General features: G+C 48.1%; 20 protein-coding genes. All 20 read right to left on the reverse strand.

Annotation, left to right across the window (positions count from 1 at the left end):
- Positions 1–84: 84 nt before the first annotated feature.
- The 20 genes from K6T99_03740 to K6T99_03835 all read right to left on the reverse strand — a co-directional run bounded on the left by K6T99_03740 (position 85) and on the right by K6T99_03835 (position 20731).
- Positions 85–933 (reverse strand): DUF4382 domain-containing protein, encoded by an 849-nt coding sequence (locus tag K6T99_03740; GenBank protein MCL6518917.1) that lies wholly within the window; start codon positions 931–933, stop codon positions 85–87.
- A 20-nt stretch (positions 934–953) separates the two neighbouring features.
- A complete protein-coding gene (locus K6T99_03745) occupies positions 954–2216 on the reverse strand; it encodes a DegT/DnrJ/EryC1/StrS family aminotransferase (protein ID MCL6518918.1) in 1263 nt (420 codons plus the stop codon).
- Positions 2194–3012 carry a polysaccharide deacetylase family protein gene (locus K6T99_03750; GenBank protein ID MCL6518919.1) on the reverse strand — a complete coding sequence of 273 codons (819 nt, stop codon included), beginning with the start codon at positions 3010–3012 and terminating at the stop codon, positions 2194–2196. The genes K6T99_03745 and K6T99_03750 overlap by 23 nt, the downstream gene beginning before the upstream one ends.
- A gap of 191 nt (positions 3013–3203) precedes the next feature.
- Positions 3204–3878 carry a hypothetical protein gene (locus K6T99_03755; protein ID MCL6518920.1) on the reverse strand — a complete coding sequence of 225 codons (675 nt, stop codon included), beginning with the start codon at positions 3876–3878 and terminating at the stop codon, positions 3204–3206.
- Positions 3879–3945: 67 nt separating this feature from the next.
- Entirely contained in the window at positions 3946–6279 is a 2334-nt protein-coding gene (locus tag K6T99_03760; GenBank protein MCL6518921.1) for a hypothetical protein, read from the reverse strand.
- A gap of 45 nt (positions 6280–6324) precedes the next feature.
- Entirely contained in the window at positions 6325–6972 is a 648-nt protein-coding gene (locus K6T99_03765; GenBank protein MCL6518922.1) for a hypothetical protein, read from the reverse strand.
- Positions 6950–7387 (reverse strand): ribosome silencing factor, encoded by a 438-nt coding sequence (gene rsfS, locus K6T99_03770; GenBank protein ID MCL6518923.1) that lies wholly within the window; start codon positions 7385–7387, stop codon positions 6950–6952. The genes K6T99_03765 and rsfS overlap by 23 nt, the downstream gene beginning before the upstream one ends.
- Positions 7372–8610, reverse strand: coding sequence for an LCP family protein (locus K6T99_03775; GenBank protein MCL6518924.1), 1239 nt, complete (start codon positions 8608–8610; stop codon positions 7372–7374). The genes rsfS and K6T99_03775 overlap by 16 nt, the downstream gene beginning before the upstream one ends.
- Positions 8611–8617: 7 nt before the next feature.
- Complete coding sequence (nadD, locus tag K6T99_03780) at positions 8618–9217, reverse strand: nicotinate-nucleotide adenylyltransferase (GenBank protein ID MCL6518925.1); 600 nt, start codon at positions 9215–9217, stop codon at positions 8618–8620.
- Positions 9218–9279: 62 nt separating this feature from the next.
- On the reverse strand, positions 9280–10386 hold the full coding sequence (proB, locus tag K6T99_03785) for a glutamate 5-kinase (GenBank protein MCL6518926.1): 1107 nt from the start codon (positions 10384–10386) through the stop codon (positions 9280–9282).
- Positions 10387–10402: 16 nt separating this feature from the next.
- The gene (gene obgE, locus K6T99_03790; GenBank protein MCL6518927.1) at positions 10403–11704 is read right to left on the reverse strand and encodes a GTPase ObgE; all 1302 of its coding nucleotides are present in this window, start codon (positions 11702–11704) and stop codon (positions 10403–10405) included.
- A 135-nt stretch (positions 11705–11839) separates the two neighbouring features.
- Positions 11840–12094 carry a 50S ribosomal protein L27 gene (gene rpmA / locus K6T99_03795; GenBank protein MCL6518928.1) on the reverse strand — a complete coding sequence of 85 codons (255 nt, stop codon included), beginning with the start codon at positions 12092–12094 and terminating at the stop codon, positions 11840–11842.
- 33 nt (positions 12095–12127) lie between these two features.
- On the reverse strand, positions 12128–12511 hold the full coding sequence (gene rplU / locus K6T99_03800) for a 50S ribosomal protein L21 (protein MCL6518929.1): 384 nt from the start codon (positions 12509–12511) through the stop codon (positions 12128–12130).
- Between the two features lie 162 nt (positions 12512–12673).
- A complete protein-coding gene (locus K6T99_03805; protein ID MCL6518930.1) occupies positions 12674–13249 on the reverse strand; it encodes a hypothetical protein in 576 nt (191 codons plus the stop codon).
- A 70-nt stretch (positions 13250–13319) separates the two neighbouring features.
- A complete protein-coding gene (locus tag K6T99_03810; protein ID MCL6518931.1) occupies positions 13320–14534 on the reverse strand; it encodes an ABC transporter permease in 1215 nt (404 codons plus the stop codon).
- Entirely contained in the window at positions 14531–15256 is a 726-nt protein-coding gene (locus tag K6T99_03815; protein ID MCL6518932.1) for an ABC transporter ATP-binding protein, read from the reverse strand. The genes K6T99_03810 and K6T99_03815 overlap by 4 nt, the downstream gene beginning before the upstream one ends.
- A 14-nt stretch (positions 15257–15270) precedes the next feature.
- A complete protein-coding gene (locus tag K6T99_03820; GenBank protein ID MCL6518933.1) occupies positions 15271–16959 on the reverse strand; it encodes an efflux RND transporter periplasmic adaptor subunit in 1689 nt (562 codons plus the stop codon).
- Between the two features lies 1 nt (position 16960).
- A complete protein-coding gene (locus K6T99_03825) occupies positions 16961–18271 on the reverse strand; it encodes a TolC family protein (GenBank protein MCL6518934.1) in 1311 nt (436 codons plus the stop codon).
- A 65-nt stretch (positions 18272–18336) separates the two neighbouring features.
- Positions 18337–18756 (reverse strand): MarR family transcriptional regulator, encoded by a 420-nt coding sequence (locus K6T99_03830; GenBank protein MCL6518935.1) that lies wholly within the window; start codon positions 18754–18756, stop codon positions 18337–18339.
- Between the two features lie 244 nt (positions 18757–19000).
- Positions 19001–20731, reverse strand: coding sequence for an Rne/Rng family ribonuclease (locus K6T99_03835; protein MCL6518936.1), 1731 nt, complete (start codon positions 20729–20731; stop codon positions 19001–19003).
- Positions 20732–20737: the final 6 nt, after the last annotated feature.

Genomic DNA, 20737 nt, shown 5'->3' on the forward strand with positions numbered 1-20737 from the left:
ATTAGTACTCGCAAAAATACTGGTTTCTTAAATATATAGGGGTTGCGGAGCGTTCAGCTTGGCCGAACGCTCCTATGGTTGGCACTACTGAAGCGTTACAAGAATTGTACCAAGATCGATTTCGGGTGGTGTGATTGCTTGGCCTGTAATTTCTTTTACAACCGTGCCATTGAAGATGATTTGGAAATCATAGTTTCCTTGCGGAAGGACTGAGATTGTGAATAATCCTATCAGTGGATTGGCGTCCGAGGGTTCAATATCAGCAGTGGAGATTAGGAACTCTGCCTCACCAATATGGCCAGCGGCATAGACATTGATGACGGCGTCGTCAGGTATCGGTTGGGGTGTGCCACTTTGGTCTTTCACCTCAACTTTGCCGAATACTTTGGTTGCAATGTTCAAAGGCGACATTGTTAGCTTGGGTATGAGCATGAAGTTAGAGCTCCCAGGTGGGTTATTTACAAAGGACCTGCCGGCATTGAAGTCGAGGATTATGGCACACAGCTGGCCAGGCTCAACTGTGAACTCGCCAACACACTTAACACCGGTTTGCTCAACATTTCTAAGATTAACATCGTACCTGTCGGCTCCTTTTACTATCTCAGCCGAATCGAGCATAAGACGGATTTGAGTATAATGGCCACTTGAAAGTGGTGCATCGACAAGCAGGAGCGGAGGATTACCAGAAGCATGGTCTAGAAGGTTCACTTTTAGTGGTATGTCGTACGTTTTAACGTTGGTCCAGCTGCCGCCTGCCTTATGTACATCTATGCTCTTTATACTAATGTTGATCTGGTCGGCATCGAATGGGGCATCCGTCAAGGATATTTGAATATGCCCGTTTCTGCTTGATCCACCGCAACCTGTAAGGGCCCATGCACATATTGTCGCTATCCCAAAAATAATGAGAATTCTCACTGTTTTGCGTCCCATAATTAATCCTTCCTTTCTTTTTACAGCATTGCTGTCATTACTTTGTTTATACCGAAGGCAATTGCATCACAATCCTCTGGGCTAAGAAGTGGGCTAACGTTTAAGTGTATTGCCCTGCCAAGATAATCTAGTGTCTGTGGACACATATCTGGTGAATACTCGACATTTCCCTTGTAAAAAGCGCAGGTGAAGGGACATCCTTTTTGCACATCAGGGGTCTTTGATAAAATTTCAACCCAACTAGTGTAAATATGGCGGTCTGGAATACCTTGATTGTAGATTGTCCCGGCGCCAATACCTTCTTTTTGGAGTGCGGCCGCAACTTGTTTTGCTATCTCGGAGTTCGGCATAAACATAACCAAGCTAAGACCTGCCTCACCTTTTTCATCGTAAATCTTGCGAAATTCCAAACCTTTCTTAGGTTCAATTTGGCTCTTAATCCGACGCTTGTTTTCTCGCATCCGTGCAAGTAAATCTTCCAGCTTTGAAAGCTGAACGAGGGCTAGAGCACCAGCAAGCTCGCTCATGCGGAAGTTTACGCCTGGGAAGATGGCCATGCCTGTGTCTTTGCCCCAGAAGCGAACGGCAGCGTCATGATACATGCGTGCTTTGTCGTATATATCCGAATTATCAGTAACAACGACTCCGCCTTCACCCGAGGTAATAACCTTGTACATTTGCAAGCTAAAACAGCCGACATCGCCAAAAGTACCAAGCGGCTTGCCTTTGTAGCTTGCACCACACGATTGGGCTACGTCCTCAATTATTTTTATGCCATGCTTTTTTGCAATGTTTGTTATTCGGTCCATGTCGCAGGGAGTTCCACGCATATGGACTGGCATTACAGCTTTCGTGTATTTTGTAATCTTGCGTTCGAAATCATTCGGGTCGAGCGTAAGTGAACTATCAACTTCAGCGATGACTGGGATAGCTTTCGCTGCAATTACTGCAGCAGGCGACGCAACGAACGTATATGCTGGCACTATAACCTCATCGCCTGGCCCAATTCCCGCTCCCACGAGGCCTGCAATGAGAGAGCTTGTTCCTGAATTAACTGCTAAGGCATGTTTTGCGCCAATATGAGCTGAAAATCTTTCTTCAAACTCTTGCACTCTAGACTTTCGGTTCGGCGACCCGTAGTAGCGGAAGAGAATTTTTTCATCGAGCACCTCTAGAATGGCTTTCTTTTCTGCCTCTCCTATTTCCCATGCGCCTGGAAGCATTGGCGGTTCTGGAGTGGTTTTCGCAGGCGTGCCTCCTTCAATTGCCAGTTTGTTGTGCATTTCTTTTCTCCTTTTGCTCTATGTAATAATCTAGGTATGACTGAACCTTAACCCCTCGCTCATCTGCGGCTTCAAGGAGCGTGCGGATAATGGTCATGTCGGAATCCTTTAGAATGCTGGACCAGTCGTGGGAAGCGTAGCTCCAGATGAGGTTTCTCTGTGCAACGTAATCAAGACACCATAGAAGGTGGTCAGAATAGCCTTTGATGTCGTCCCAGCCGTGCATTCCGCGCCAGTAAACGTCTTGCCAGTCGTGGATTGGGATTTCCAATATATCAGGGAAGCCCTGGGCATCATACCAGAAGGGTTGAATCTCGAAAGCTACTGGTTGAAAATCAAATTGGTCACGGCCATACGTCCGCGTGAAGCGTATTCCGAGCCGATGGAGCACTTCGAGGATATCCGGGCGGTCTGCTAGCCCTCGATAATATCCCCATGGTCCGGTTAAGCCAATACATTCTTTGCCGAACTCTTGTCTTATGAGTTCTGAGGTTTTTGCAACTTCTTCTTCAATCTCCTGAAGTGATACCCCTTTGTGGACTTCGATTGTTCCATTTCTTCTATCGATACAGATGGTTTTCAAAAGCTTGTGTGAATAAGTGTGCTGCTGAAAGTCAAACATCCGATTGTTTGCAACTTTCTTTAAATAGTCAGCATTCTTTTCGATGACCAGGCCGAGTAGGAACAAAGTGCACGGATGCTTAGCGTGGACTTCCGCCACCGTATGCAAGAAATGCCTTGTAATCTCTGGTTTGCTCTCGCACTCAACATCATAACCAATAAGTAATGTTGCCATAGTCACCCGTCCTTTGAATAGAAACGAGCAAAAATGCGGTAATAGATGATTCTATAAAATAAGAAAGTTGTCCTTTTAAAGCTTAAAGCGAAGTTTTTCTAAACATACAATTGATAGCTAACCTTAGCAAAGTAGCTCAGCCCGCGATGTGGATAATTATTTGGGGGTCTCTCTGGGCGATCTAAAGGCCTCTAGAATTTGGCTGTAAAGACTGTAAAGGCCGCGGATAGTGTGAACGCGCTGAAGTCGAACCCAGCAAATTTATTCATGAACTCATATCTGCCCTCTGCGGAAAATCTTTTTCCTAGAAGCAAGCCCAGTGAAACATTTGTGGTTAGCCCAATGCCATCTTTACTCACACCCGCGGTAGGTGCATCCAGATTGCAGAAATACAATCCAGCGTTAGCGGCGGCATAGCCGCGCACATTTTCGGGCGTTCCAAATCCACGAATTAACCCTACGGTTACCGGAATAAGGGTTACGGAATTTTCGGCTGAATTGATGGTGCGCGACATCCTGTAATAACAAATATCAAATGTTGGTCGCCAGATTCTCGGTTCTGCCATAGGGAGGGGCCTTAGACCGTACCTTGTCCATTTGCTGCCGAAAATGTCTCTCACTTTCTTACTGGTTGGGTAATATGCGCCGATTGTAACAGCAAACGGAACGGACCGCCTTCTCACCTTTTCGATTTCGTATTGCGACTCGGCTGGATTGCTGGCGTCTTTTGAATTATTATCGCCAATCATTGTGGGTTTAGATGTGCCGGTGGCTGATGCGTCTGCGGGGTTTGCCGCATCTTGGGCCCGCGTTGCGTTTATAGTTGCCAGTAATATAAAAGTTAGGAGAGGAATCAGTTGTTTCATACTTCTACCTCCTGGAATGCTTTTTAGGCAAGTTTAACCAAAATGCTTTAAAATATCAAGCGAAGGTCTAATATGGGGTATTTCCTTCTAGTTTTAAGCTGGTAACCTCTTGCTGGTTTGATATTAGCAAGGTTATTACTATTTCCAACATGTCCCCAATTGGCAGTACTAGCTCTATGTGCTTGTCGGTTGCTGTTGTCCGTGTATTCCATTCACCTTCCTGTAATGCCGTTCCGTTAACTGTAACGAGTTTGACGTTGGCATCTTTTTGAATTGCTGGGTTAAAGTGAAGGCTCAAATGTCTGAAACCGGAGGTGCGGCGGATAACAGTGGAGATTAAATTCTCAGTTTTTTCAAAGCTGATATCAAAAGTATTATTCCCCGCGCGGAAGTTGCGGACTCGAACTTTATCCCATTCCTGAGGCAAGTGTGGGCCCAAGTGAATTGTTCCTTCGAGGATATTTGCATCGAGTCCTAGCATTCCTTTGGCGAGTGGCATTATTATCATTGCTTCCGACCAGCCTTGGTGTGGGCATCCACCTGCAATTCGTTCGTCGCCACAGAGTATCTCTGGGATATAACCCAAGGAGAAGTCCTTTGTAAGGTCTGCGTTTGCCTTTAGTGCACGGAGACCTTCTTCAGGCCGATGATTCTTGTAAGCCGCTAGGGACGCCCAGCCGGTTACCAACGGCCATACGGTTCCCTCGTGATATCCCCACGGATTGTAGATGTCGTCCTGGTTTGAGTTTGTTCTTGTCCCCCAAGGAGTATACATGGCAGGGCCGAAAAGCACATTGATTGCCCGTTGTGCTTTCTCGGGTTGAACAAGCCCCCAAAGGAGTGGGACTGCTGGGTTGGCGGTGGTAAGGTGGCAGAAGGTCTCGTCTGGAAGCTTGCGATCATAGATATATCCCCTTTTAGTGTTCCAGAAATCTGAGTTAAGTATTAATCGCACTTTTGAGGCGTCTGCAGCCCACCGTTCGGCATCGGAATCATTCAACATTCGGCCCATCCAGGCGGCTTGGTCAAGAGCATGTGCCCAAATTGCGACAAGATCTACCATGTTTTTCTCGCCGTAGTCGTACCATTGATGGCCTGCGGGTGGGTTGTCTATAAGTAGGTCACGGTCTATGTCCATACGGTAGCACCAATCCATGGCATATCGGATTCGGCCCCAGTTCATCTTAATGTAGTCGAGGTCGCCGGTCCAGCGGAGATAAGCAGCCATACATATGACGAAAAGTGGGGTTGAGTCGCCGGCAACGTAAGCATAGTTCTTGTCGAAGCAGAAGTCATGGGCGGCACTTAGCTCGTGGTACACCTTGCCTCGGTTTTCGCCAAAGAGAATTTGATGCTTTGCTAGGAGGTCAAGGTTGCGTCTAACTTTCTCATACTGGCCGTAAAGGCATGCGGCAAGCGATTCCCATGCTGAGTCGCGGCCGAAGTACCATCCAAAGCCTGGTCTACCGCTGTCATTTGATGTATTCCATCCTGCGACATAACCTGCACCGATTGAGGGTGTTTCCATGAAACATTTGTCGAGGCCAACCTTTGCCCACGTAAATGCTTCATTAATTTCGGCATCTGGCGTCTCAATGGTCAAGGTGGTCTCGATGAGATTGCGGTAGTATGCAGCGTTTTCAGCGGCGATTTTTGGTATGTTTTGTCCAATTCCGATGAAGGTTTCTCTAGCTTGATTGACTCCGCCTACGTCGCCTGATATGACGAGTGGCACAAACGAAGTAGGTGCTTCTTCTGCAGAAACATCGATTGCAACATAGCGGTTTTCGTCATGAATGCCAAGGCTGCATGCTTTTGCTCCTGGTGCGCCAATTAAGACGGTGTGTTCTTCTGCGCCGGAGATTATTACCCACGCCCCCGTTGCTTCATCAAGCGCGTAATCGGGCTGGCGCGCCTGCCAATCCGCTGGCCACATAAGCTTAAGGTCCGACTGGAATGAGAATATTATCTTAAGCGGCGCACCTTCCTGAATATCTAATAGAATAGCTACTCCAGGTTGCTTAATCGGAGTAATGATGATTTCTCTAATCTTGATGCCCTTGCCTTCATAATTAAAAAACGTCGCTTCGGGGGTAACATCAATTTTATTGCATAAGTCGCTTGTTTGGAACGTTTTTCCGCCTTTCTCGAATGTTAGCTTGCAATTGAAGGCATACTTGAATGGGTGTCCCCACACCTCGAAAGGTCCTGCTTCCTTGCCAAGAAGGGCGCACCTATGTCCTATTACTGCATAGAACTGCCCATGCTTGCAGGCGCGCGTCAGCGATAAGCCTGATTTGGGCAGTTCAAATTTTTGTATAGGTTGGAAGTCTATCAAAGTTCCCGGAAGGACAAAAGACGCTCCATGAGGTCGTTTTAGAGGTGTATGATAGCTAGACAAAGAGTGATTCCTCCTAAAAGTTGAAGCAGCTATTGATATGCTGGCTCAAGTTTCGATGTTCTCACTACGGCTTGTCTTGCTTGCAGAGAATGCAGCATCGAAGAGGCCGTATATATATGAGGCAAGTGTCGCAACGCCCATGAAGATTGCGGCTGGGTGCGTATTCTGAATAAGCGTCGGGATGTCACGTACCCCGCTGTATGAGTGAGATAGAAAGGCGACAGTAAAAAGAAACGCCATAAAAATTCCTAGGATAATCGAGCCTTTGAAATAGTCGCGGTTGTAGAACTGTCCGCAACCCGGCACGATCGCAAGAATCAGGGCAAAAAGAGGGCTTCTTTCGGGCTGTGCGTATTTGTGCGGATTTTCAAGCATGTCTTTTGCTAATGCCCGTTCGCGTTCCCGCTGAGCGATTTCGAGGGTTACTTTGGCAAATTTTATCTCGAGCGACTTCTTTCCCGGCGCAAGGTCGAGAGCCGACCGGTATTCGCTCAATGCTGTTTCAAGTTTGCCGCTTTCGTGGAGGATATCGGCTAGAAGTTCACGGATTGTTACGTCCTTTGGGCTGATATCGAGAGCCTTTCGGGCGGAAGTTTCGGCATCTGTCAACTGACCTCTCATACGTTGGAGGGTTGCAAGTGCAATTAACCGTTCAATCTCACGTTCTTGTTCATAGCTCAGTTCCTGCGACATAAGTTTCACCATGCCTCTCTTCTGGGCTCAGAGGTGGAGGGCTACTACTTTCAGCGCCCGTCCAAAACGACTCGAGATTGTAATATTGCCGTTCGCGTGGTGCAAAGATATGAATGATTACGTCACCATAATCCAGTAGCACCCAAACTGCTTCTTCATAACCTTCCACTCGCTTGTTTTTTATGCCTTTGTCTGCAAACTTTTCTATGATATTGTCAGCAATTGCTTTTACGTGGACGTCGGATGTGCCGGTAGCAATGAGAAAGAAGTCGGTCATGATTGTTCTGTCGCGGACATCGAGCACAACTGGGTCGACAGCCTTTTTGTCCTCAGCCGCTAATAGTGCAAGCTTTGCTTTTTTCTCCGAAGTGAGACTAGCTTTGGGTGACAATGCTTCCTCTAAGTCCCTTGAAATGCTAATGCTCGGTCCTTCCCGATGATTATCGTAAGGTCGGCTCCAACGGATTCATCTGTTTCGCGTCTGATGACGCTGATTCCCGTGACTTCGGCAACATGGCGTGCTGCCTTGTCGGTTCTCATCCGACATACTATCTCACTGGTGGTATAGTTGAAGCTGGGAGCATTGCCGACTGATGTTATCTCATAGCCGCTTTGCTTTAAACTCTCGGCAACTTTTTTTGCCACACCCTGTACTCCACTTCCGTTCAGCACCTCAATTTTTGCTGGGATTGGCGTTGTATCTTGTCTGAAGAAAAGCTTAGCCACGACCTCGGCGGTTTTTTGCGAGTCTGCAATCCAGTAACTGATTCCATTGATGTTCTGTGGTGCGCCGGGAAGTGTTTCCATCTCTACTTGACTTAGGTCCAGCTTGGATGCTAGCTTTGCCAGCGCAACTAAATCACGCGGAGTCATATCTGTTTCGACATTTTCAAGCATGGTAGAAATCAATCGGGGTAGCTTTGGCAGGTTGATTGGTGAGACTGCTTTTTTTACTAGGGCGCGAAGGAATTTCTGTTGCCGTTGGATGCGGCTGATGTCGCCTAGGGCATCGTGGCGGAAGCGCACATACTGCATTGCGTGTTCGCCGTCAAGAACCTGACGGCCTTTCTCCAGGTTTATATATAGGCCACCCCATTTGTCTATGTAGCGCATATTTTTTTCAACGTCAATTTCCACACCGCCAAGAATATCCACACATTTCTTGAACCCTTTGGTGTTTGTTTTTATGTAGTAGTCTGCCTCGATGCCGGTAAGTTGAGCAACGGCTAAGCGGGTGAGCATGGGTCCGCCAAACACATGCGCTGCGTTTATTTTTTGCATGCCTCCATATCCGTTAAGGTCTACCCTTGTATCTCGAGGAATAGAGAGAGCTGCCACTTGTTGTTTATCAAAATCAATGGAGGCAATTATGATTGAGTCAGAGAGTCCGCGTTTTGTTTCGTTTCTTTTTCCTGTATCGTCTTCGCCAATGACGAGTATGCGGACGGTTTTCTTGCCATCGAAGGGCGGCTCGATAATTTCTTTGACCTTATGCGAGAATCCACTGTGAGTGGTGTAGTAGCCAAGGAGTGTTCCTAAGCCAACTGCTGCTGCAAAGCAGAGGATAATAAGCAGAACAAGCAGTATTGGTGCTACACCACGATTATTATTTATTAAATGAGGGAGCCTGCGTGCCATTGTGCCCTCACTCCAAATACAAGCCATGCTTGCGAATATACCGCTCAACTTTCTCAGGCACCAGATATCGAATAGTTTTACCCGTAGCGATTCTTGCTCTTAGATTAGTTGCCGAGATGTCCACAGGTGCTATGGGAAGTATCTCAATGCTTTTCAAGAACTTGAGCGGCAGATGCTGCTCAAGCGCCGTTAGGTCAAAGCCAGGTCTAGGTGCTACGATGAATCGTGTCAATTCGGGAAGCCGGTCTGCTTCATGCCAGCTCTCGATTTCAAGTATTTCGTCTGCGCCCACTATAAAATATATTTCCGTTTTCTGCCCATAAATTCCTTTTATTTCGCGGATAGTATCGACTGAATATGAAGGGCCGGAACGTTCGATTTCAAGCCTGGAAGCCTCAAAATATGGGTTGGACGCCGTTCCGAGTAGCGTCATAGCGTATCTGTGCTCGGCATCGGAAACCGGATATGTGATCTTATGCGGGGGTTGGCCGGCCGGGATGAAAATCACTTTCCCCAAATTAAATTTTTCCCGCGATTCCTCTGCTATAATCAGGTGCGCCCAATGCAGAGGATCAAACGTGCCGCCCATTATGCCAATTCGAGACATATCTTTATCCTGCTTTTACAGGTTTTTGCCTGCATTAGCTTGGGGTTAGTGGGAAAAGAGCGCTATACTCCCAATGCCATATTGTCGCGATGGATTACTTCGTCGAAGTCCTTGTATCCAAGTATATCTTCGATCTCTGAGCTTTGCCGTCCCTTGATTTTTTCAATTTCACTTGCACTATAATTGACGAATCCTCGAGCAATTTGGTTTCCTTCTTCGTCTACGATTCTTACTAAGTCGCCTGTGGAGAAGCTTCCCTGCACTCCTATTATTCCGGCGGCAAGCAGGCTTTTACCTCCTTCTAGGATCATGCGTTTTGCACCTTCGTTTATAATTATCTCGCCGCGAACATGGGCTCCGAATGCAATCCATCGTTTCCGACCACTTAAGCTTGATCTCTGAGGAACGAATTTCGTACCGATTTGTTTGTCAGAAACGATATCAACGATAACGTTTGGCAGCCTCCCATCGGCAATAATCATTGCGACGCCTGATTTTGTTGCAATTTTTGCAGCTTCAATTTTTGTGCGCATGCCGCCAGTGCCGCTTCGAGCTTTGCCAGCGATTGCCCAAATATTGTCGTCAATTTTTGTAACTAGCGGGATAACTTCGGACGGCGCAGATTTTGCTGGGTCTGTCTTGCATAGTCCAGGTACATCAGAAAGCAGAATAAGCAAATCTGCCCCGAGGCTTGAAGCAACGAGAGCGGCTAGATTGTCGTTATCGCCCACCCGTATTTCATCTACCGCAACGGTGTCATTTTCATTAACTATTGGTATTACGCCATGGCGAAGGAGCGCTAGCATGGTGTTACGAGCGTTGAGATAGCGCCGCCGATCGCCAAAGTCCTCGCGGGTGAGGAGTATTTGGCCAGTAGTGAGGCCGTGCCATTCAAATATCTCGGAATACATTTGCATAAGTAGACCCTGCCCAACGGCGGCAGCAGCTTGCTTTTCAGGCATTGTCATCGGGCGCTCAGGCAACCCCATTCGCTCTATCCCGGCTCGAATTGCTCCGGACGTGACGAGCACGACGTCGATTGATTTCGATCTAAGGTTCGCAATTTGACTGGCTAGCGAAGTCAAATACGGGCGGTCTATTTTGCCTGAGTTATTTGTCAGGGTGCTTGTGCCGACTTTTATAATAACCCTTTTAGCCTTCTTGTCCACTTTAGTACCTACCGCCCTATTCTACTTCTTCTTCTTCTATGTAGTCAAACTCGATTGCCCCGATTCTGACGGTGTCGCCGTTTTCTATTCCAAGCTCCTTGAGAGTCTTCAGTACACCTAAGCGATCGAGCTTGCGGTGCAGTCGGCGAATTGCCACTTCATTATTTATGTTAGTCATTGCTACCTCACTTTCCAGGCGTTTTCCTTCGACGACAAACTCGTGGTCGCCGACTTTCTTGGCTTCCCAGCGCTTGAGATCTCTTTTTTCTGGTGCGATATGGACTATTTCATGTGTTTCAGCGGGGGTTGGCACAATTTTGTCTAATTTGCGAAGCTCTTCTGCAAGGAAGTAGATTAATTCTTGGACTCCAAAGCCGGTGGCCGCTGAGATTGCGAATGTTTTGAATCCTCTTGATTCGAATATGGGTGCAAGCTCTCTTGCTGTTTCCATGGCTCCGGTTATGTCAACTTTGTTCAATGCGACGACTTGGGGAAGCTTGGCCAATTCAGGGTTATAAAGACGAAGTTCGCGGTTTATGACGTCAAAGTCATTCAAAGGGTTTCTTCCCGTCAAGCCAGATATGTCGAGGATATGCACGAGAAGTCGAGTTCGCTCTATGTGGCGAAGGAACCTATCTCCGAGTCCTGCTCCCGCATGAGCACCTTCAATCAGTCCGGGAATGTCCGCCATGACGAAAGAGTTTTCTTCATCAACGCGCACAACGCCAAGGTTTGGCGTAAGGGTAGTGAAGGGATAATTTGCAATTTTGGGCTTGGCTGCCGAGACTTTTGCTATTAGCGTGGATTTGCCAACATTTGGGAAACCAATCAGTCCGACATCTGCAAGTAGTTTGAGTTCGAGCCGAAGATTTCGTTCCTCTCCTGGTTCTCCGGGCTCGGCAAATCTTGGCGTACGCTGTGTAGGTGTGGCAAATCGTGCATTTCCACGGCCGCCTCGTCCTCCTCGCGCAATGATAAACATTTGGCCTTCTGTGTCCAGGTCAACTAGTAGTTCGCCAGAGTCGGCATCGTAGATCTGGGTTCCAACTGGCAGGTGAATATAAAGATCCTCGCCGTCTTTCCCAGTCATGTTATTAGGCCCGCCGTCGCCGCCTCTGGGTGCCTTGTAATTTCGCTTGTAATGGAAGTCAATTAGGGTTGTGAGCCGGCCATCTGCGACTAGGATAACATTGCCACCTCTGCCGCCGTCGCCGCCTGCAGGACCACCTCGAGGCACAAACTTTTCACGGCGGAAGGCAACCATGCCGTCGCCGCCGTCGCCGGCTTTTACGCTTATTGTTGCTTCGTCAACAAACATTGCTGCCCTCCTTGCGAAGGCGCCATAATAAAACGACTCGATCATCGGAACGATAATCGAGTCGCAAGAACTTTGTATAGAAGAATATTATTCCTCCCATGATCTGACGGGAGAAATAATATTGCTCCTGCTTTTCTACGCTACGGAAGGATATATGCTTACTTTGCGCGTCTTCTTGCCTTCGAATTTCACGTAGCCATCCACCAGGGCGAATAGGGTGTCATCCCCACCGCGACCGACGTTCAAGCCGGGATGGATCTTTGTGCCACGCTGCCGAATAAGAATGCTTCCAGCTTTTACATATTCTCCAGCAAACTCTTTGACGCCCAGCCTCTTCGACTTGCTGTCTCGTCCGTTCCGTGAGCTACCTACTCCTTTTTTATGCGCCAATTCTTTTCACCTCCAAACGGGCCGTGGGCAAGTCTATTCGGCTGTCTCGCCTGCTTCCTCAGCCTTTGGGGCTTCGGGTGCCTCGGCCTTACGTGTTGTTCTAGTTTTGTATTCGATTTTCTCGATTGAAACTTCTGTAAATGGTTGCCTGTGACCAAATCTTCGGCGTTCGCGCTTCTTGGGTTTATACGTAAACCCAATTATTTTTTTTCCAAGTCCATGGCGTAAGACTCTCCCAATCACCTTCGCACCGGATACAATCGGTGTTCCGATGATTTGGGCCTTATCTGTATTGACGAAAAGAATATCGTCAAATACCACTTCCTCGCCAACCGGTACATCCAGCTTCTCTACTTTGATAGTTTCGTTTTCGTGAACGGTGTATTGCTTTCCGCCCGTTTTCAAAACTGCGTACATCTGTAGGTCCCCTCTTAGTAAAGGATGCCAACGCCGTTTAAAGTTCTGGCAAGCCTGGATATAATACCACGCCGAGGCTGACTTGTCAATATTAAGGAAACGTTTATTTTTCTTTAGAAGCAAGCGCTAAAATTTATTGATGATATATCGGTGATTGCTATTTTATTTTGTCTTCTTGCTGTTTGCCTTCTTCTCTAAAGTTGTGAAAAATTCATTCATGCGTTTCACACGTTCGGCGGCACGCTCATCGCCTTTTGGTACCTTGGAATAGAATGGATTGAAGTCTTTCATTGCATTCAGATTGGGCCTTCGTCTTTCAGCGTTTTGTGGCGGCCTGCGTTGTTGTTCGCCGGGGCCACCCGGGGGTCCACCGGGGCTACGGCGCTGTTCAAACTTTGGCTTGATACGCGCCATGGCGTTTAGTTGTGCCGCTGTGAAGATTGGTTTGAGATCTTTCAAAGCCTTTTTTGCTTCATCTTGCGTTAGCTTTGGCTTGGAACGGAGTGGTTTCAAGACGGCTAGAACCTTCTTCGCCTGTTCAGGCGTCAAGGTGTATTTCTTGTCTTTGTTTATCTCTCCAATGTGCCGAACCATCTGCATTAGCTGGAACGTATATTTGTGTTTTTCCCGAAATGCCTGGAATTGGTTTGCGCCAGAGGGCTGTTGCTGGGCCCAAACCACGACTGCAGTGAACACCACGAGCAAGCAAATTCCAATAAGTACTATGAATCTCCTCATTTTTCCTCTCCTTTCTTAGGTTGAATGACTGATTTGCGTTGGTGTTTGAGTTGTCTAACAACGTAATTAGCTATTCATATCTCAATGCATCTATCGGCTTAAGCGAAGATGCTTTTTGTGCAGGGTAGATGCCAAAAAATATCCCTACTGCGGCTGAGAATCCAAATGCTAGTATAATTGAAGGCATAGAAATCAGTGTATCCCAGCCTGCCATTTTCCCAAGTAACTTTGCCCCTCCTATTCCAGCTAGAATACCTATGAACCCTCCGAAAACTGACAAAACCATGGATTCTATGAGGAATTGGAGGAGAATATCACGTCCCTTTGCCCCCACGGCTTTGCGGATTCCAATTTCGCGGGTACGTTCTGTAACTGAAACAAGCATTATGTTCATTATGCCGATGCCGCCCACCAGCAGGGATACTGCAGCTATACCTGCAAGAAGCATGGTAAACGTGCGGCTTGTTTGTTCGGCGGTTTCCAAAAATTCGGCTTGGTTGCGAATCATAAAGTCCGATTCGCTGGCAGGCCCAATCTTATGTCTTTTCCTGAGTAGTTCTTCTATTTGGGTAGATGCCTCTGTCATCCTGTCTAAACTTTTCGCCTGGACACTGATTGACCTAATAAAATCAACTCCGAAAACGCGCTTCATCGCAGTCGTCAAAGGAATGAATATGACATCATCTTGGTCCATCCAGCCTCCAGTGCCTTTTGCTGCGGTGATGCCGATTATCTTGAAGTTTATACCGTTTATTCGCACTATCTTATTCAAAGCCGAGTTTTGCCCGAACAAGTTGTAAGCGGCTGTGGGGCCAATGACGCCGACCCTTCGCATTGAGCGTAAATCTTTTTCGGTGAAAAACCGCCCTTTTTCTAATCTATAGTTACGGATAGATGGGTAATCTGGGGTTGTGCCGATAATGGAGGTCATGGTGTTCATGTTTTTGTATTTTACCTGGGCTTGCATTCGAAGTTCGGGTGCTATCTTGTCGACGGCTGGGCAGCTTTTTTCAATTGCAAGAGCGTCGTCATAGGTAAGCGTTTGCACGGAGCCCATGCCGCCTCTAACCATCCCGAACCTAGCTTGTCCGGATATCACCGTTAGGACGTTGGTACCCATGGATTGAATCATGCTCATGGTTCTCTGGCGCGCACCTTGGCCGATTGCAATCATTGCGATGACAGCGGCTACGCCGATAATCACCCCGAGCATTGTCAGCCCCGAGCGCACCTTATTTGCTGACAGTCCATCGAGCGCAACCTTTATGCTTTCTGAAAGGTTCATTCCTCTACCTCCGGAGGCATTGAGGCAAGTATCTCGCGAGCGTCACGCTGCTTGTCAACTTTTTCATCGCTCACTATCCTGCCATCTCTGAACCTAATTATTCTTTTTGTATGCATCGCGACATCTAGCTCGTGCGTGACAATTAAAACGGTTTTGCCCTCTCGGTTGAGTTCTTGCAAAATCGCTAATATCTCTTCTCCTGTGCGAGTGTCGAGGTTCCCTGTGGGTTCATCGCCGAGAATAATCGCTGGGTTGTTGACCAATGCACGTGCGATTGCTACTCTTTGCTGCTGACCACCAGAAAGTTCGTTTGGTTTATGGTTGGCGCGGTCTCTTAAGCCAACGCGTTCGAGCGCCCGAAGTGCGCGTTCACGTCTGTCGCGGGTGCCGTTATAAAGCAGGGGTAGCTCAACTTGGTTAACCGCAGGCATTCTGGGAAGCAAGTTGAACGATTGAAAGACGAAGCCAATCCGCGTATTTCGAATATTGGCAAGTTCGTCACTTGTCAGGCGGCTGACGTCGGCTCTGTCCAAATAATACGAACCGCTATCCGGAGTGTCCAGGCAGCCTATTATATTCATGAATGTGGATTTGCCTGAGCCCGAGGGCCCCATTATTGCCACGAACTCGCCGGTCTCGACCCTGAGTGAGATTCCACGGAGGGCATGAACGCAAGTGTTGCCCAACCGATAGTCTTTGCTGAGATTGCTTACTTCTATCATATCGGTAGCCTTGTTTAGCGCAGTCGTCCTCCGCCAAAACCCATTGGTCCTCCAAACCTGCCTCTGCTTCCTCCTCCTGTCTGCTGAGCAGTTGCCTGTCGTTCGATTATGGAGGTCACGACTTCTTCACCTTCCTTTAGCCCGGAGACAATTTCGGTTAATTCATCGCCGGCTATGCCTATTTCAACCTTGCGCTCGGTCTGTTTTCCATTTTTAATGACGGTGACAGTGTACTTACCGTCTTGGTCTTTCACAGCTTCTGTTGGAACAACTAGTACGTTCTCTTTTCGCTCGACTATGAACTCACAAGTAGCATTCATACCGGGCTTTAGGCGTGCGTCGGGATTTTCTATCTCAACGGTCACAGGTATGGTGGTTACATTTTGCTCAACTACAGTCTGAGGGTCTATCTTTGTTACCTTCCCCTCAAACAGTTCATCAGGGTAGGCATCAAGCGTTATGTCTACTGTTTGTCCTACCTCTACTTGGGCGATATCGGTTTCATCAACCGAGGCTAGCACAAACATTCGGCTGCAGTCACCAAGCTGAACTATGCTCGTGCCCTGACCTGTTCCTGCGAACGAAGAACGTCCTGAGGTTATAATCGTGCCCACCTCAACGTATTTTTTCAAGATGATGCCATCCCTTGGTGCTCTGATTACCGTATAGTCGAGTTGGGTCTGGGCGTTCTTAACCTGTGCCTTGCTTCGAATGACTTGGGCTTCGGCGGCGTGGATATCACCTGCCCTTATGGGAACTTGGCGTTGGTTTGCCTTTGCCGCGGCAAGAGCTGCTTCTGCTTGTTTAAGTGCAGAGCGTGCTGCTATAACTTCCTTTCGTCTAATTTCATCTTGAATTGCACTTGCCTTTGCATTCTCCAGAGCCGCATGGGCTTGCTCCACTCGCGCCTCAGCAGCTTTCAATTCGGCATCATATTCTTCCTTGAGGGTATTCATTCGCTCGCTTGCTGAATCAAACTGTGCTTTTGCGGTTTCATATTCAAGCCTTGCAGATTCGAGCTGATTTTGAGAAATGAACCCCTTTGAATAAAGTGTTTCCTGGCGGTCCAGATTGCGCTTGGCTTTGTCTAGCGACGCTTTGGCTTGGTCGTAAGATGCTTTGGCTTGGGCAGTGCCTTGGGGAATACCAGCCGCTTTCAATTGCCGCAGCGACTCCACTGCGGACTTGTAGTTTGCCTCGGCTTGCTGGATGGCAGATTTGGTAATGGCAGGCTGAGCTTTTGCCTGTGCTTCCGCCTGGGCTAGCCGCGCCTTCGCTGCTAGGTATGCCTCCTCCGCCTGCTTGATCTGCGATGAGTTTTGTTCTATTTGTAGGAGCAAGGATTCTCTTGACTGTGAAAGGCGGGCTTTTGCGGCAGCGAGGTCGGCTTCGGCCTGGTCTAGGGCAGTAAGGCTGTCGGTTGGGTCAATCTTAGCTATCAGTTGACCTTTGCGCACGAAGCTGCCGACATCAACAGCTAGGACGTCCACGCGACCGGCTGCATTTGATTTTACATCAACTGTCGTTAGCGGTTGCAAAATGCCACTGGCGGAAACCGAGCTAACGACCGTGCCCCTTTCCACCCGCGCAGTTTCGATTATTGGTTTGTTCGCCTGGGCGGCTCGGATCTTTCCAACTACAACCCAGGTGACAATCGACAACATTGCTAATCCTGCAATGGTTATTTTTGAATGACGCTTCACTCTAATAACTCCTTTTCCCCATAGCTTTTTCGAGTTGCGCATGCGCAATGTAGCAGTCATAAAGAGCCTGAGCATTGCTGGCTAAGGCATCCGCATAGGAAATCTGAGCGCTAACTATTTCAAGCGGAATGGCAAGGCCTTGGTTGTATTTTTCACGTGCTACCTCAAGATTTGTACGTGCGAGCTCGACGTTGGCTTTGCTTGCTGCCAGCCGCTCGAGAGCATTGGTTAGGTTGAGGTGTGCTTCCTCAACCTCGGTCGCAATGTCTTTATTTAACTGTTCATAGGTTAGCCTTAAAGATTCGACTCTTGCCTTGTAGGTTTCAACAGCGGCCCTTGCTGCGCCGCCGTCGAATACGTTCAAACTTAATCGGGCGCCGATAGACCATTGACTGTCATATCCTCCGCCAGCCAGTCCGCGGTCATAGTTTAAGTTTGCGCTTGGAACAGGCAACAACTGCTGCTTTGCAAGCGAGAGCGCCGCCTTAGCTGAGTCTATCTGTGCGTTCGAGCGTGCTATCTCTGGGTGGTCTTTGAGCGCACGTGCCAGACATTCTTCCAGCGGTGGGATGTCGAAATCGGGCGCCTCAACTTCTGCCAACTGGAGCTCTGGGCCTTTTCCTAAACCCATAACATTTCTGAGGGTGTTAGCCGCAATTCGTGCGTTATTATCCGCTTGGAGCTTGCTCAGCTTTGCATTTGCGACCTGCACCTCCACCGGATACAAATCCACGCGTGCGGCATCTCCGGCTTCAATCCTAGCTTGAATCATCTCTCGCTGCTGTTCTGCTTCCTTGACCGCTTGATTGGCAATGTCTGCAAGACGTTTTGTTAGCAGGGCGGTGAAGTATGCTTGTGTAACTGCAAGCACCCGTTCTTGTTTGACCATTTCCATCTCGGCCTCGGCAACTTGTTCTTGAGCGATTGCTTGCCGGACTGCGGTTCTGGTACGTCCGCCGTCGAAGAATGTTTGGGTGATGCTGAGCGTTGTTTGGTTGTTTGTAAATGTACCTATGCGCCTTAATCCTGTGCCTACTTGACCGCCCTCATATCCCGATTTTGAGTAATCGGTGCCTAAAGTAATGTCGGGTAGATATCCTGCTTTAGCCTGCTTTAACCCCGCTTTGCTTGCTTCTACGTCCTTTTCGGCCGTCAAGACGCTGCTGTGGTTCTGCAAGGCTATGTTTATACATTCTTTAAGTGTTAAAGGTCGATCTAGCGGTATGTTCTCGGAGTGATTCACGGCAGTCAAGGTCGCTTGGCTGGCAGTAATTAGTAGAATAATTGGACAAACAATTCTAAGGAATCTCATATGCAAAGTTGCCTTTCCAATGTGCATTCTTCCCAAGTTATAGAAGGTGGAGATGTCGCCTGATATTAGACGCTTTTTTTCTTTCCTTCGTCTACAATGAGTCGCAGCATCTCCATAGCTTGGATGATGGTGGTCTGCTCCTCAGGCAAGAGTTTACTCAGCAGTTCGGCTATTCGCTTTTGTGCTCCGCGTGCGGCGGAGTCGAACGCGGCCTTACCATTATGTGTAAGCCTCAACGCGATGCGCCGGCGATCACTGGATGAGTTTTCTCGCGCTACATATTTTCGCGCGACAAGTCCATCTACCATCCTAGACATGGTTGGCAATGTAAGGCCAGTGTGCTCAGCTAAATCGGATAGTGAGGCGTCTTCATGATGCCGCAGATAGGCAAGTACGCGGAATTGGGGCACTGACAATTCCGCAGGCTTGCGCTTGCGAATTTCAGAGCGTATCAGGCGCATAACTTGGGGAATTATGTCTAGCACTAGGCCTGCACACTGATAATGGTTAGTTTGCTTTTCTAATAATTGCATATTCTAAGTATATTTTGTGCGATAGTGTTTGTCAACGTGAAGGTGGCAAAATTTTGGGAAAATAATCATTTGTGGAGTGGGATTGCAAGGCATAGCGCAGTTTGAGTAGGTGTAGTTTTGGGATTATTATAAAAAGCCCAGGGATTTTGCCCTGGGCTTTTTGAATGCCAGTTGCTAAGCAACATTGGACTTCACTCTAGGATTGGGATTTCTCCAAGTCGCTGCTATGCGCGGTCTTGACCGTGCCTACGACTTCTCCTTCTCCGTATGACCTGCCAATGGATGTAAGGCGTGCTTTTACTCTCTGGCCAATGTATTTTCCGCCATTTACTAGGTCGAGCATGTATCCGTCTGCCCACGCTGCTGATCTTGGGAGGCTGATAAATGGATTTCTTACTACCTCACACTCTAAAATTTCCGAGCGCTTGAAGTGGAGCACTTGGCTTTCTATCTCGTGGACGTCGCTGGCGACAATCTCGTATTTCTCGATGTGAAGGTTTTCATTTGCTCGGACGTAAACCGGACGGCCAATACGCTGTTCAATGGATTGGATTGTTTCGCCGCGCGCTCCTATGAGATAAGCTGCCACCTCAGGGTGAACCGTTACTAAGAAGGCCTCCTCATCTTCGTGGACAGCACGATCTCTGAGCTCGCGTTCAACTTGAATGCTTACGGATTCAGGCGATAGAATTTCTCCTCGGCCCTGGCAGTAAGGACATGGTTCGTTTACAAGTTCAGAGATTGTTTCTCCTGTGCGCTTTCGTGTCATTTCCACAAGTCCCAGCGGGCTTATGTGAGAAATCTTCGTGCGTGTTCTGTCTTTTTTTAGCGCTTTTTCTAAACTTTGAACCACGTGGTTCCGGTCGCGCACGCTCGCCATGTCGATAAAGTCAATGATGATGATGCCGCCGATATCGCGCAGTCTTATCTGCCTTGCAATCTCTGCGGCGGCTTCGAGATTCGTCTTCAGAATCGTATCTGACAAGCTAGTGCTACCGATAAACTTTCCAGTGTTGACGTCGATTGTTGTAAGCGCTTCAGTTTCGTCAATTGTTATGTGCCCGCCAGATTTTAGCCAAACTTTGCGCTTTAAAAGGCGTTCGATTTCGTTCTCGATGCTGAAGTGCTCGAATATTGGTTCCGGTTCGTCATAAAGTTGGAGCCTTGACTTTAATCTGGGCGAGATTAGCTGAATCCATTCGAGGCATTTTTCATATTCCACAGGGGAGTCTATGAACATCCTTTGGACATCGGAGCTGAAGACGTCTCTAATTGTTTTGTAAATCAAGCTCAAATCCTGGTGAATCAAGCCGGGGGCGGGCGTAACTTTTGCTTTTTCTTGGATTTGTCCCCACATTCGAAGGAGGAATTCCAAATCGTTTTGCAGTTCCCTCTCACCTCTGCCCTCAGCTTCGGTCCGCACGATTATGCCAAAGCCCATAGGCCTGATTTTTTCGGCAATTTTCTTCAATCTTTCTCGTTCGGCGGTATCGTCTATCTTTCGAGAAATGCCGATATTGTCTGCCTCGGGCATCAAAACTAGATAGCGACCGGGCAGGGATATGCGCGTTGAGACTCTTGCTCCTTTCGTGCCGCAAGGGCCTTTGACCACCTGGACTAGGACCTCCTGGCCAACTTTGAGAAGATCTTTTATGCTTACCCATTTCTCGGCCTCTTTCTTTGCCATTGGGAATTCTTCTCCGGCTTCAGGAAGGACGTCGCCCGCATAGAGAAATGCGTTGCGCTCAAGGCCTATATCAACGAACGCTGCGTCCATGCCAGGGAGGACATTTGCTACCTTAGCTTTGTATATGCTTCCAGAAACTTGTTCTTCGCGTTCGATGTGGAGCTCGACGAGTTTGCCACCATCAATGAGTGCTACTCGCGTTTCGCGTGAGTCCACGTTAACAATAATCTCCTTAGCCACTGTTTC

The sequence above is a fragment of the Armatimonadota bacterium genome, from assembly GCA_023511795.1.
In the GTDB taxonomy this organism is placed as follows: Bacteria; Armatimonadota; UBA5829; order DTJY01; family DTJY01; genus JAIMAU01.